Source organism: Chryseobacterium sp. RLHN22 (assembly GCF_051011795.1).
Lineage (GTDB): Bacteria > Bacteroidota > Bacteroidia > Flavobacteriales > Weeksellaceae > Chryseobacterium > Chryseobacterium zhengzhouense.
This window is the reverse complement of the sequence record NZ_JBPCHW010000015.1, coordinates 49,542-63,858: the sequence shown is the minus strand read 5'-3', so window position 1 is coordinate 63,858 and position 14,317 is coordinate 49,542. Positions and strand designations below refer to the sequence as shown.

The following is a 14,317-nucleotide window of genomic DNA, read 5'->3' as shown; positions in this document are numbered from 1 at the left end:
TATTGTGCACCAAAGGTATTTTTAAAATCATTTAAAAATACGAAAGCTTTGGAACTTTGATGAAAAACTTTATTTCCCAAGAATCTGTATGAAGATTGATCAACTTACTTTCACCCGATTTGTAGCAGCAATCGCTATTGTTGCCTACCACTTTGGAAGACCGCTCAATATTTTTTCCCAGCCTTTGGTCAGCAAAATTCTCACACAGGCAAATATCGGGGTTAGCTTTTTTTTTATTTTATCCGGTTTTGTGATGATTATTGCGTATGGTAACAAAAAAAGCATCGATCCACCTTCTTACTTCAAAAACAGATTCTCAAGAATCTATCCTTTGTATCTATTTGCAATTATACTTATGCTTATTTTGCAGACTTTCGATCCAAGAGAAGGTTTTGGCCTTATTGATTTAGTCTTAAATATTTTCATGTTGCAGGCGTGGTTTCCGGAAAAAGTTTTCACTGTTAATCTTACGGGATGGTCATTATCCGTAGAATTTTTATTCTACGCAGTATTTCCGTTAATGTTCAACTTTTTCTACCGGAAATATAAAATAACAAAACTGTTAATACCCATTTTTTTGATTTGGCTTTTTACGCAGATATTTCTTTTTTGTGCAATAAATGATAATTGGGTAATCATCAATGAATCTGTTACAAAAAGATTTCTTCTATATTTCCCGCTGATGCACATTAATCAGTTTCTTGCAGGGAATCTTGCAGGATTATTTTTCATACAGCATTTGAAGAACAGGTCCGGCAACTATGATTGGATAATTTTGCTGTTATTTTGCCTTATTCCTTTAGCGCTCATTTTCCGTCCTGAATATTTGAATTACCACGATGGCTTATTAGCTTTGATTTTCATACCATTGATTATTTTCATATCATTAAATACCGGGATAATAACAAAAATTTTCAGCAAGAAAATTTTCGTATTTTTAGGAGAGATAAGTTATGGTATTTATATATTACAGATCCCTGTGTTTGGCTTCACAGAATATGCTTTACAAAAGCTAAATATTTCCGGAGATCTGAAACTATTTTTATGTGGCGTGACGGCATTACTGTTTTTTTCTGCTCTCAGCTATCTGTTGATAGAAAAACCACTCCGTGAAAAAATAAAAAAAATAAACTTTTCTATTCGATAAAAAATGATTGGAACTTTGCTGTATAGACTGGGACGTGCGTGGGCAATTCTGAAAGGAGATGCTTTTGCCGTCAACAAAAAAAAGAGAAAACCTTTTAGAAATATTCCTTTCTCAGAGACGGATAAAGAATTTATCAATTCCATAAGTATCGAATTTTTATTTTCAGAATTCGGAGAACAAAGAGTAAACGGCGGCGGCGCAGATTTTCAAAATAACGAATCCAGATTAGACCCATCTCTCAGAACTTTAAAAGAATACTTTCCCAATGCAACATATACCGTGTATTCTGACTTTGATCTGAAAATTGATGGGGTAAACCTGATCAAAACCCAATCTCCTGTTGTCGATTCAGAGCATGAGCGATATGGCTACCGGACGGCAGATTACTTTAAATTTCTGTCACTTAATCAGTCAGATGCAGACTTTAAATGTGTTTTAGATTCTGATATGAAGGTTGTTTCCAGCGATATTATTGCTCTGATCTATCTCACCAAAAAATTTGGGTTCTGTGTTCCGGATAATGACAGACAACTGCTCAGACAGGATATGATTTGGTCTAAAGATGCAAAACCAATACAAGATGAGAGCTTAGGACTCGGGCATTCTTACAACCAAAGCCCAATGACTCTGTGGAAAAATGATGAAAGAGGCAACCTTTTTTATAAAACCTGTGCAGAAATTATGAAAAACGACCCTTCGAGATCTTCTTTAGTCATGTGGAAAACTGCATGGAAGACAGGGATTTACCCATACATCCTACCAAAACAATGGTGTCTTTGTGAGGGAAATGAGGGTTTGGGTGAAGAGGTAATATTGCATGTGGGACATAAGAAAATTAAAGAATTTTATGAAAAGTAAACTATATGTTTTAATTCCAGTTATTCAGGTTTTATATATCTTATTTACCTCATATTTTTTTATTACAGAAACAAATGATAGCAGATCATATTATGGAATAGCATCACAACTTCCTAAGATTTCTGAAAGCTTATTTCCTATCTTTTATCCTTTCTTGCTAAGAATTGCATCGTTCATATGTGGAAGTTATTTTGTAACATCTAAGATTATCAATGTAATCTGCATTCTCAGTTTTTTCTTAATCACTAAAAAATATATTGAAGAATGGAAGATCCTTTGGTTATTCTCTTTATCATGGTTTTTCTTTTCAATTCTTAGTAACTCATGGTCAGAAGCCGTCTTGATTCCGCTAATGACAGCTATTTTTGTCTTACAAAGAAAATTTTGGAATACTAAAGGTGAAAATAATATTTATATCATATATCATACCTTATTACTATTTCTTTTGTTTATTACAAAATATTCAATGGTATATATGATAATAGGTACTTTTCTATTCGGAGCCTTAATGTATATTTACACAAAGCAAAGAAAGTTTTTATTTTTTATTTACTCTGCTTTTTTTTCGATAATTTTAGCCTTATTATATTTGTATGCAAATTATCAATTGACGGGATATTTTACAGGAAATCGAGCTGCATTAGGTGACCTTAACATCAATTTACGATTAAGCCTTTTTAATACTTTGCAGGCAGTAAATCCTTTTTTTGGAAATATATATGGCAGAACTCCTTTTTTTGTAGTAATCATTATTTTCATCATCTTATCAGTAATATACATTAATCGTATTTTTACAATCTGGAGAGAGAAAAAGACAGAAAACTTATATTTTATATTTGTCGGCCTGTTCTATCTCTTTTTCTTATGGGCTTCTTATTTCTATACAAAAATTGATATTCTCAATATTAGACTCCTATTCCCATTTTGTTTTTTATTTTTTTTAGGATTGATAGCCAATAATTTAGAAACAAAAAAAATTAAATTTTATAAATACCTAATAATTTTTATGTATACCTTACAAATCTTAATATCATTAAATAATATTCTTTCTCATAACAATTATTATTTATCTCATTAATTCCGATAAAATAACAATATTTATTGTGTTAATACTTAAGAATTGTTTATTTCAAAATAGATAAACTCTGAAAATAACCTTTACTTATCTTTGTATTAACAGTCGTAATATATAATCTATTTTTAACTACATATAATTAAACACAAAATAAAATCGAAAATGATTATTGGTAACGGTCTTATTGCCTCACTATTTACAAATAACGATAGAGAAAATACTATTTTCTTTGCATCCGGAGTATCCAATTCGTTAGAAACAAAACCTGAAGAGTTTTTAAGAGAAGAAAATCTGATAAAAAATACGATTGCAGGAAACGAGGAAAAGATTTTTGTTTACTTCTCTACCTGCAGTATATATGATTCTTCAAAAACAGGTAGTGACTATGTGCTTCACAAACTGAAAATGGAGCAGCTTATAAAAAAACTGTGTTCAAAATTTCTTATTCTAAGAGTAAGCAATGCAGTGGGAAAAGGAGGAAATCCTAATTTGCTGATCAATTACATTATACGGGCTGTCAACAATAACGAAACCATAAATGTTCACACAAAAGCAACCCGTAACCTCATCGATGTCGATGATATTAAAAATGTTACTTTTTCTCTCATTGATAGTCAGAAATTAAACAGAGTTGTAAATGTTGCTTATATCAAAAATTATTCGATTATTGAAATTCTTGAGATTGTAGAACAGTTTTACGGTAAAAAAGTAGATATAAATCTCCACAGAAGTGGATCTGGATACGACATTAATATTCCGGATATTGAAAATTATTTTGTCGAAAACAATTTAAATAACAAAGAAATATATTTCAAAAATATATTAAGAAAATATTATCCGACTTTATAAGCATTTATAATCACCCCCCATGCAAGATCTACCTTTAATCTCAATCATAACAACCTACTACAATTCTGTACAACTTGGCAATTTTGTAAAGTCGTCGATGAACTGCCTTCTTAATCAAACCTATCCAAATATAGAATTCATCTGTGTAAATGACGGTTCTACAGATTCTACTTTAGAAGAGCTGCTTTATTTCGAAAAGCGGGATTCTAGAGTAAAAGTCTATACAAAAGAAAATCAAAAGTATGCACAATATTCTAAAGCCTATGGACAAGATAAGGCATCCGGAGAGTTTATTTTTTTGTTTGATCATGATGATCTCATCGAACTTAATACTATTGAAAAATGTTTTAACACTTTCTGTCAATCGCCCGATTTAGATATTGTTACTCCGATTGTAGACACAAGATTTACAACGGGACAGCTGAAATATATTATTAATCTCGACATGAGTTTTAAGAATCACACTCAATTTATTTCCCGAAAAATCTCTGGTAAAGATGCAATAAAAAAAACCGTTGGCAAATATGACATTCACATCAGAGGATTATACCGCAAGGAAGTTTTCAAATCTCATTCATTCAGATTTACAGAACCTCTACTAAATGCAGATGAAATAGTAGAAAGAATGATTTTCGAAAATGCAAAGTTTATCGGCAGTTGTGATGCTGTATATACACATTACATACATCCAGATTCTTCTGCTAAAATGCCATCTGTAAAAAAAATAGATATTGTAAGAACAGATGTCTTATTAAGAAAAATTTTTAAAGACAAAAACATCTATTCGTCAAGAAAATCGATTTTTGAACTGACAGCTTACAAAAATCTGGTGAATGCCATCAAAATATATCATCGTTTTTCTGAGAGTATGAATACTGAAGAAAAAGTATTCCAGAAAAAAAGGCTTCGGGATTCTTATAATCATCTCGAAAAGCACACCGTAAAATCACAATTTAAAGGCTTCAGCAAAATTTATAATTCTATAGTAATGTGTACCTTTCCTTTCCTTTTTTTGTTTTATAAATTCAAAAAATAACATTTACCTTTCAAATCGCCAGATAAATAATTTCGTTGCAAGCCCTGCGGAAATATTGTGAAAAAAATTCTTCTTTTTTATATCTGTATTAAAATCAGATTTAAAATAATCAGCCATACTCAATCTCGTCAATTTCTGCATTCTGGCTATATTTGCTTTAAGATAATCTCTGTCTTTTAAGGCTTTCCACTGCATAATCAGAACCATTTCTTTAAACAGAATGACCTTCGTTTTGATCAGCTTTTTTAATGTGACATTTTTCTCCCTTTGATAAGCTTTGGTAAAATACTCTAAAATGGTCAGGAAATTTTCAAAATTCTTTTTTGTTCTGTTAAAAATGACAGATTCACCGTGAAGATAATACAGATATGTGATATTGTCAATCACTGAGAGTGTGTCGGCTTTCAGAAGAAGATCAAAAAACCACAATTCATCCTGTGCAAATAATCCCGGTACAAAGTAAATTTCATGATCAACAATAAAGTCACGTTTGATTAATTTGTTCCAGGATGAAGAAGGGAAACCGCCGTTACTGTAAACAGAAAAAATCTCAAGCCTGTCATTATAATATTTTTTATCTGCCGTCGTAGGAAAACCAAAATCTTTCGTTGTGCTATCAAAAGTGTTTATCCATTGGTTTTGTGAAATGGTGATTTGTGCATCAGTTTTCAAAGCATTCTCAACAAGCAGTGCAATGCAATCTTCAGTGATCTCATCATCGCTATCTAGAAAATAAATATATTCGCCAACAGATGCATTTATCCCGGTATTTCTCACCACAGAAAGTCCAGAGTTTTTTTCATGTTCATAAACTTTTACCGTCAGATCAGGATTTTCATTTACAAATTGTTTGATAATCGTCATACTTTCATCCGGAGTACAGTCATTAACCAAAATAATTTCTAAATTTTTATAGGTCTGATTTTTTACAGATTCCAGACATCGAAGGATGTATTTCTCACATTTAAAAACTGGAATATTAATACTGACTAATGGTTGGTTGGGTATCATCAAGTTGTTTTTCCTTTAATTATTACAAAACTATAAAGAATATTTAATACTTTTGAATAAAACATCTTAGATGAAAAAGGTTTTAGGTCTGTGTTTCATAAAAATAAAGAATTTTGCAAATAGCTGCATTAATGCAAAAAACCGGGATCTCTTTTTTACCCGTAAAAGTTCTGTTCATCAGTCTTTCAAATTAGGTTCTGCTAATTTTCTTGACATTTCTCCCGAAGCTGAATTTCAATTTGGGAAAAACGTGACCATTAACCAGTCAAATTATATTACGGTTAAAGCCAATGGTAAAATAAGTATTGGAGACGATACGTACATAACAAGAGCTACGATCTCTTGTCTCGGAGAAATAGAAATTGGAAAAAACTGCATTCTGGGAGAAGGAATGAAAATTTTTGATCATAACCACCATTACGAAAAACAACCATTTTCTGTTTCAAAAACAGATTTTAACATTGGAAAAGTAAAATTAGGAAACAATGTCTGGACAGGAGCAAACGTCACTATTTTGAAGGATGTAACAATTGGTGACAATGTGATTATTGGAGCGGGATGTGTGATTCATAAAGATGTTCCTGCCAATTCGCTTATTATTAATCAACAGAACCACAATATTATTCCGTTCATAAAATAAAGTTTGTCATGCTTTTTTCTATTCTTATTGCCCATTATAACAATTATGATTATTTTAAAGACTGCTACAAAAGCATTCTCAACCAGACATACCAAAATTTCGAAGTTATACTCGTTGATGACCATTCTTCTGACGATTCATTCTTAAAAATATCTGAGCTTACCCAATATGACAAAAGATTTCGCCTATTCCGCAATGAAGAAAACAAAGGGGTCGGATATACTAAAAAACGTTGTGCAGAATTAGCGTCCGGTGAGATCTGTGGCTTTTTAGATCCAGATGATGCACTTGCTGAAAATGCAGTTCAGTTGAGCATTGATAATCACCATATGGGCAATGTTGCAACCTATTCGAAATTTCACCTATGTGACAGTGAGCTAAAGCCTGTTCGTTTATTCCAACATTCACGTGCTGTGAAGAATGGAAATAAATCTTTTTTCAATATTTTTCTCGAAATAAATCATTTTTTTACTTTTAAGAAAGAGGCGTATAACAAAACAGAAGGCATCAATCCCGAACTCACTTCTGCTGTTGACCAGGATCTCTATCTAAAGCTTTATGAAGTCGGAAAAATAACGTTTATTAATACCCCGACCTATTATTATCGATTGCATGATAAAGGTGTGTCACAGGAGGCTTCAAAAAAAGACAAACTCCATCATAATTGGCATAAAGTCATTCTAAACTCTGCAAAAAGAAGAAATCTAGAAAAAATTTTTAGCCGAAAAATAAATGATATCGACAATTTACCCAGTTTTTTGAAAGAGAAACAAAATAGCTTTTATGCCAAAGTTCTCAGAAAATTTTCCCGGTAAAATTGTTCTCAATAGAATTTCCTAAACAAGTCGGAGAGAAATTAGATAAAACAATCTTATATTTGTCTTTTAAAGATTAATTTTAAAACACACAAATGCCCAAAAAAATAAAAGTTCTGTTCTACCATCGTTCCATGGAGATGGGAGGTGTGGAGCGGGTAATTCTGGATCTGTTTCAAAATCTGCCGCAAGATTTATTTGATATTACACTGCTTCTCAACACTTTCCAGGGAGAGCTCAGGCATGAAATTCCACCACATATCAGAGTAATCACCGTGGAGAAAGGCAGAGAAGACATGAGTTCCAATAAACTGATCAAATTTGCCCAGTTGGTGAAAAGAGCCATCATCCTGTGGTATTACCGCAAAAATCCCAAGGCACTCTTCCGTAAATTCATTAAAACAGATTTCGACATTGAAGTCGCATCAGGATATACCGATTTTGACGCAGTTTTAAACAGCCCAATGAAGGCAAGAAAAATTGCATGGTTTCATAGCGATGTTTCCTATGATCCTGACCAAAAACGTGTTATGAGCAGAATTACGAGCCTTAAAAAATTTGACTGGGTTATTTTCGGATCGCTACAGACAAGAGATGTCATTAAAGAGTTGTACCATATAGAATACCCCAATAGTTGTGTAATTTATAATGCGATTAAAATTGACGAAGCAAGAAAAAAATCCTTAGATTTCCCTGTTTCTTTCGATCAAAGACCCGTTTTTTCGTCTATGGGAAGACTTCACATCCGGAAAAATTACCATACACTTATGAAAGTTCACAAGAGACTTTTAGATGATGGATTTGAACACTCTATTGCAGTAATTGGCGGAGGCTCTGAGATGGAAAATCTGAAAACCCAGGCTAAAGATCTTGATGTAGAAAAATCTTACCTTCTTTTAGACTCACAAATTAATCCTTATCCATATATAAAAAATTCAGACTATTTTATATTTCCTTCTGAATCCGAATCTTATCCGTTAACTATTGGAGAAGTCATGGGTCTTGAAATTCCTGTTATCAGCACCAATGTAGGCGGTATCCCAGAGATGATCGAGCATAATTATGATGGTTTACTGGTAGAACCAAATGAGGAATCCATCTATCAGGGTATGAAACTTTTCCTGACTGATAAAACCCTTGTTGAGAAAATAAAAACCAGCGCTAAAGTTTCTGTAACAAAATTTGATAATGATGAGATTTATCGTCAGGTAACATCTGTTTTCGAAAAACAATACCAGCTGAAACAATAATGAAACCCTTAGTCACAATTCTTACACCAACTTATAACCGGGCTCATACACTTCCCCGGGTTTTTGACTCTTTGCAAAGACAAACTTTCAAAGATTTCGAATGGCTGATTATAGATGACGGGTCTACAGATGGTACTGATGTATTGGTAAAACAATTTAAGGAAAAAGCAGATTTTCAAATCCGATATTATCATCACGAAAACCAACACAAGTTTATAACATTTTTCAGAGGAATTGAACTTTCTGAAGGAACCTATTTTTCACCTCTCGATTCGGACGATGCATTGCTGGATGATGCCCTGGAAGTACTCGTAGAAAAATGGAAAGAAATAGACGATAAACAAAATATTGTTTTTGTATCCTCTCTTTGTCAGGATCAAAATGGAAAAATTGTCGGGGATAAATTTCCTAAAGACCCTCTTATCTGCAGTATATTCGATATGCGTTACAAATACAATGTAAAGGGAGATAAATGGGGAATGGGAAAAGTAGAAATTTATAAAAAAATGGAGCTTGACCTTGAAAAACTTAGCGGTAAGGGATTTATTCCCGAAGGAGTTTTTCAATTTCAGTTTGACACACTGGGGTTTCATTATTGTATCAATAAAATAAGCCGTATCTATTACAGAGATGAAAATGACGAGCAATCTCTCGCCAACCAGTTTTATGATAAAAAAAACGCTTTTGGGCTCGCAGAAAACTACAAAGCTTTTCTGAACACGTATAGCTCAAAATTATGGACCAATCCTGTACCCGTCCTGAGAAATCTGGGTGGATATTTAAAATTTTCAGCAACTGATCGAAGAAGTTTCGGAAGAACAATTTCTGAACTCAATTCTGCTCCTGTAAAATTATTGGCAACCCTGCTCTATCCTGTATCAAAATTAATTTAATGAAAAAAATTATTTTTAGAATATTAATTTGCTGCCCGTTAAAGATTATTTAAAAGAATATAAATTTAAATTTATGTCACAAAAAAAGAAGATCTTAATCCGCATTGGCTCACTCCGTCACGGTGGCGCCGAGAAAGTTTTGATTAATTTTCTCAAAAATCTTCCGGAGGACAAATACGAAATAGATTTATTGATCAATCTTTACACGGGAATGTACATAAAAGAGGTTCCGTCTTGGGTTAATCTGTATTATCTACTTAAAGGGGAAATGATCACCACCAATAAACCCCATGAAATTCCTGTAAAAATATTCAGAGTACTTTATCAGAAAATGTTTTTATGGTTTCCATGGCTTCTATATCGTTTTGTGTTGAAAAATAAAAAATATGATGTGGAAATTGGAGCCATCCATGGAATGTACAGGGAAATTCTTTCTAGTCCGCAGAGCAATTCAAAAAAAATCATCTGGATACAGAATGATATTTTTAATCTTAAAGAATATACGCCCGAGGTCATCAAACAGTTTTTCAAATTTGATAAAATTCTGGTGATCTCAAATAAACTCAAAGAGGAAATGCAGAAAGTTGCAGAAGATAGAAAGCAACGACAGGCCGTTATTCAAATTTTTAATCCGATAGATAAGAATGACACCTTACGGAAAGCAAATGTAGAAATCGATGACTATCCTTTTTCCAATACCATTCCAACTTTTATTACGATCGGAACAGTTTACCCCCAAAAAGGTTACGACAGGCTTCTGGATGTGCATAAAAAATTGATAGATGAAGGATTAAAGCACCAGATTATTATTATCGGTGACGGTTTTGATTTTGAAAACATCTATACAAAGCTTAACGATCTGAACCTCATGAAAACTGTTAAAATGCTTGGTTTCAGAGACAACCCCTATCCTTATCTGAAAAAAGCTGATTTTTATATCATGTCTTCAAGACATGAAGGCTTCCCAACAATAATTGCTGAAGCTTTGATTTTAAACAAGCCCATTGTATCTACCGATGTTTCAGGGATAAAAGATCTTCTCCAGAATGGGAAACTGGGAATGATCACGCCAAACTCTGAAGCCGGAATCTACGAAGGCATGAAAAAGATGTTGACCAATCTGGAACTCGCAGACCAATACAGAAAAGAAATCGCTTCGGCTGAACTTCCTTTTGTACTGGAAAAATCTGTGGCGCATCTTCAGGAAATTATTGATAACGTTTAAAAAACAGTTAAATGAGTTATACAATTATTCAAAAAGATTTTTATCGGGAAAGCGGGAAATGGCTATCAAACTTTCAGATCTTGAAGAAATGCCTGAATCCGAATCTTCACTTCATTTATATTTTCAGAAAAACCCAGAAATATAATAAGACTCCTTTTTTAGGATTGTACTGGCGAATTGTTTTAAGACATTTTCAGATTAAATACGGATTCCAGATTTATCCCGAAACCGAAATCGGTGAAGGATTTTATCTGGGGCATTGGGGAAGTCTTGTGATCAATCCAAAAACAAAAATTGGCAAAAACTGCAATATCGCTCAGGGTGTAACAATAGGACAACAAAATCGCGGAAAGAATGCTGGTTTTCCGGTGATTGGTGATGAGGTCTGGATCGGTCCGAACGCTGTGATCGTAGGAAAAGTGAATATAGGGAGTAATGTTTTGATCGCTCCGAATGCCTATGTGAATTTTGATGTTCCGGCAAATTCGGTTGTAGCAGGAAATCCCGCAAAGATTTATTCTAATGAAAATGCTACAGAAGGGTATATAAATAACAAAATATAAACCTGAATTTTATCATATCTTTATCTTTATTAAACTTTGTTAAAAAATGTTTGATAATTCAGCAAAATTAATACTTTTGTATAATTATTGATTCAGTCTATTGAATTTGAAAATAATTTACACGAAATAAATAATTATACTCTTTAAAATTTTTAATTAATGAAGAATTCGTACGAAGTTATTTTTGAAAACAACAGAAAATGGGTAGAATCTAAGGTAGCAGATAACCCGAATTTCTTTGAAGATCTTGCTAAAACTCAAAATCCTGAATATCTTTACATAGGGTGTTCAGACAGCAGAGCAACAGCCGAAGAACTCATGGGAGCCAAACCGGGAGAAGTTTTTGTCCACAGAAACATTGCTAATGTTGTTAACACTTTAGATATGAGTTCCACTGCTGTCATTCAGTATGCAGTAGAGCACCTGAAGGTAAAACACATTATAGTTTGCGGGCATTACAACTGTGGTGGTGTGAAAGCAGCGATGACCTCACAGGATTTAGGACTTTTAAATCCGTGGCTGAGAAACATTCGTGATGTGTACAGGCTTCACCAGACCGAACTAGATTCTATCAATGATGAGACCAAACGTTACGACAGGCTTGTGGAACTTAATGTTCAGGAGCAATGTATTAACGTTATTAAGATGGCCTGTGTGCAGGAAAGATATATCTTAGAAGAGTATCCTATTGTTCACGGCTGGGTTTTTGACCTCAGAACGGGTAAAATTATTGACTTGAAAATCGATTTCGAAGAGATTCTGAAAGACATTCAAAAGATTTATAACCTTACAAGTTCAGATTGGGTCATGAGCAGAAAGACGAAATAATCTTTCTAAAATTTGAGTGAAAATGAAATTCTGGAGCATCATTACATTACTGTTCATCATCAACTTTACAGCCTTGCCGAGCATCGCTGCAATTTGCGGGTGGAAATTACAGAGAACGAATGTAATTCTGAACGAAGAAGAAACACACTCTCATTATTCATCATTTACGGTTTATGAGAAGACTTTACCCAAGACTCTGAACGTACATGATTTTCTGAAGTTTTTCGAGCCTGATCTCGAACGCAGATCCTTTGTATTGATCGATGATTCTTGTCATCTATCCCCATTTCTCACCATATTTTCTCCGCCTCCGGAAGCTTAATTTTTCTTCACAGACCAATAAAATATTCATATCAGATTTTGATGTTGAATAGATGTCTTTTTAAATTAATTTCCAATTTACTGTAAGTTTTAGTTAATATTTTAATTAAGATCCAACGGTTACACTAAGTATTTTTCGCTGTCATGAAAAAAACAAACTCATTATTTGGAGGAATTAAGGAGAATTTCCCTTCAGGCCTCGTTGTATTTTTAGTAGCTCTTCCTTTATGCCTGGGAATTGCTTTAGCATCCGGTGCGCCACCATTATCCGGCATTATCGCAGGTATCGTGGGAGGTTTGGTGATCGGCTCGATCAGTAACTCAAACATTTCAGTTTCGGGACCCGCCGCAGGTCTTACCGCCATTGTTTTAACGGCAATTACCGATTTGGGAGCTTTCGAACTGTTTCTGTGCGCTGGTATTATTGCTGGTATTATTCAGCTGATTTTAGGCTTTATAAGAGCGGGGAGTATTTCCAATTATTTCCCAAACAATGTGATTGAGGGAATGCTTGCTGCCATCGGAATTATTATTATTTTAAAACAAATTCCCCATGCATTAGGAATTGATACAGATTATGAAGGAAATGAAAAATTATTTAAGGGAGGAATCAATTTGAATTACTTCAAAGAATTATTTCAATATTTCCAAGATGCAATAAATGATATTCAGCCGGGAGCAGTAATTGTAACTATTGTTTCAATTTCTTTACTTTTAGCTTGGGACAAAATTCCAACTTTAAAAAGAATGAAAATGCTTCCTGGAGCTTTAGTTGCTGTTGTTGTAGGAATTTTATTAAATGAACTTTTTAAATTATCCGGAAGTTCTTTGGCAATCGGTAAAGAACATTTGGTTAATTTACCTGTACCTAAAGGTTTTGATGACTTTAAAAACCTGATTACACTTCCTGATTTTAATGGCTTCACAAACACAAAAGTTTGGATTGCAGGTGCAACAATTGCCATTGTCGCATCAATTGAAACTTTACTTTGTATTGAAGCTTCAGACCGTCTGGATGTTCAGAGAAGAATTACCGATACCAATTTAGAATTAAAAGCCCAGGGAATCGGAAACCTTGTAAGTTCGTTCATTGGTGGACTTCCAATGACATCGGTTGTAGTAAGAAGTTCGGCAAATGCTAATGCAGGAGCAACTTCGAAAATCTCTGCTATTATACACGGATTTTTATTATTAGTTTGTGTATTGTCAATTCCGGTGATTTTAAATCTAATACCTTTGGCAACGCTTGCTGCGGTTCTACTTTTGGTGGGATATAAATTGGCAAAACCTGCAACATTTAAACATTTCTGGCATTTAGGAAAATTCCAGTTCATTCCTTTTGTGGCAACCGTAGTTGCGATTGTAGCAACCGATTTACTGAAAGGTGTAGGAATTGGTTTGGCGATTTCGGTTTTTTATATTTTACAGGGAAATATGAAACGTGCATATTATTTAAGCCGAGAGAAACTGAGTAATGCAGACGCAATTACAATAAAATTGGCTGAAGAAGTATCTTTCTTAAATAAAGCTGCTATTAAAAAGACATTGAAAAACATTAAATCAAACTCTACGGTAACGATTGATGCGAGAGGAACATCATATATCGCAACAGATGTTCTGGAAATGATCCAGGATTTTGCCAACATCAGAGCGAAAGAAGAAGATATTAATGTGGAACTATTAGGCTTCAAAACTTCGTATAAAGATTATGAAACTGATGAAGACTCTCACATCGTCATTACCCATAAAAGAGCAATGTAAGCTCAAACAAAATAAATTTTTTAACTTTAAAAATAATTCAAAAAA

At 33.5% G+C, this 14,317-nt stretch carries 15 protein-coding genes; 14 read left to right on the top strand and 1 reads right to left on the bottom strand.

Features of this window, described 5'->3' with window-relative positions; translation table 11 throughout:
- Nucleotides 1–88: 88 nt before the first annotated feature.
- From ACR1PN_RS14735 to ACR1PN_RS14715, 5 genes are all read left to right on the top strand, one after another.
- A complete protein-coding gene (locus ACR1PN_RS14735) occupies nt 89–1,147 on the top strand; it encodes an acyltransferase family protein (RefSeq protein ID WP_433980653.1) in 1,059 nt (352 codons plus the stop codon).
- A gap of 3 nt (nt 1,148–1,150) precedes the next feature.
- Complete coding sequence (locus tag ACR1PN_RS14730) at nt 1,151–2,005, top strand: hypothetical protein (RefSeq protein WP_433980652.1); 855 nt, start codon at nt 1,151–1,153, stop codon at nt 2,003–2,005.
- Nucleotides 1,995–3,083 carry a hypothetical protein gene (locus ACR1PN_RS14725; protein WP_433980651.1) on the top strand — a complete coding sequence of 363 codons (1,089 nt, stop codon included), beginning with the start codon at nt 1,995–1,997 and terminating at the stop codon, nt 3,081–3,083. The genes ACR1PN_RS14730 and ACR1PN_RS14725 overlap by 11 nt, the downstream gene beginning before the upstream one ends.
- A gap of 159 nt (nt 3,084–3,242) precedes the next feature.
- Entirely contained in the window at nt 3,243–3,929 is a 687-nt protein-coding gene (locus ACR1PN_RS14720) for an NAD-dependent epimerase/dehydratase family protein (protein WP_433980650.1), read from the top strand.
- Nucleotides 3,930–3,948: 19 nt separating this feature from the next.
- Nucleotides 3,949–4,965: a glycosyltransferase family A protein gene (locus ACR1PN_RS14715; RefSeq protein ID WP_433980649.1), complete on the top strand. Its 1,017-nt coding sequence runs from the start codon at nt 3,949–3,951 to the stop codon at nt 4,963–4,965.
- Between the two features lie 3 nt (nt 4,966–4,968).
- On the opposite strand, the gene ACR1PN_RS14710 is transcribed toward ACR1PN_RS14715, so the two are convergent.
- Nucleotides 4,969–5,976 carry a glycosyltransferase gene (locus ACR1PN_RS14710; RefSeq protein WP_433980648.1) on the bottom strand — a complete coding sequence of 336 codons (1,008 nt, stop codon included), beginning with the start codon at nt 5,974–5,976 and terminating at the stop codon, nt 4,969–4,971.
- 70 nt (nt 5,977–6,046) lie between these two features.
- On the opposite strand from ACR1PN_RS14710, the gene ACR1PN_RS14705 reads away from it, so the two are divergent.
- The 9 genes from ACR1PN_RS14705 (at nt 6,047) to ACR1PN_RS14665 (ending at nt 14,272) form a co-directional block, all read left to right on the top strand.
- Nucleotides 6,047–6,616, top strand: a complete 570-nt coding sequence (locus ACR1PN_RS14705) for an acyltransferase (protein WP_433980647.1) — start codon at nt 6,047–6,049, stop codon at nt 6,614–6,616.
- An 8-nt stretch (nt 6,617–6,624) separates the two neighbouring features.
- On the top strand, nt 6,625–7,431 hold the full coding sequence (locus ACR1PN_RS14700) for a glycosyltransferase family 2 protein (RefSeq protein WP_433980646.1): 807 nt from the start codon (nt 6,625–6,627) through the stop codon (nt 7,429–7,431).
- Nucleotides 7,432–7,526: 95 nt separating this feature from the next.
- Nucleotides 7,527–8,681, top strand: a complete 1,155-nt coding sequence (locus ACR1PN_RS14695) for a glycosyltransferase (protein WP_433980645.1) — start codon at nt 7,527–7,529, stop codon at nt 8,679–8,681.
- Nucleotides 8,681–9,574, top strand: a complete 894-nt coding sequence (locus ACR1PN_RS14690) for a glycosyltransferase family 2 protein (protein ID WP_433980644.1) — start codon at nt 8,681–8,683, stop codon at nt 9,572–9,574. Before ACR1PN_RS14695 ends, ACR1PN_RS14690 begins: the two co-directional genes overlap by 1 nt.
- 73 nt (nt 9,575–9,647) lie before the next feature.
- Nucleotides 9,648–10,799, top strand: a complete 1,152-nt coding sequence (locus ACR1PN_RS14685; protein WP_433980643.1) for a glycosyltransferase — start codon at nt 9,648–9,650, stop codon at nt 10,797–10,799.
- 11 nt (nt 10,800–10,810) lie between these two features.
- The gene (locus ACR1PN_RS14680) at nt 10,811–11,362 is read left to right on the top strand and encodes a serine acetyltransferase (protein WP_378176451.1); all 552 of its coding nucleotides are present in this window, start codon (nt 10,811–10,813) and stop codon (nt 11,360–11,362) included.
- Nucleotides 11,363–11,521: 159 nt separating this feature from the next.
- Nucleotides 11,522–12,190, top strand: coding sequence for a carbonic anhydrase (locus tag ACR1PN_RS14675; RefSeq protein ID WP_378176448.1), 669 nt, complete (start codon nt 11,522–11,524; stop codon nt 12,188–12,190).
- 22 nt (nt 12,191–12,212) lie between these two features.
- Nucleotides 12,213–12,512, top strand: coding sequence for a hypothetical protein (locus tag ACR1PN_RS14670; RefSeq protein ID WP_378176445.1), 300 nt, complete (start codon nt 12,213–12,215; stop codon nt 12,510–12,512).
- Between the two features lie 143 nt (nt 12,513–12,655).
- Nucleotides 12,656–14,272 (top strand): SulP family inorganic anion transporter, encoded by a 1,617-nt coding sequence (locus ACR1PN_RS14665; RefSeq protein WP_433980642.1) that lies wholly within the window; start codon nt 12,656–12,658, stop codon nt 14,270–14,272.
- Nucleotides 14,273–14,317 lie beyond the last annotated feature (45 nt).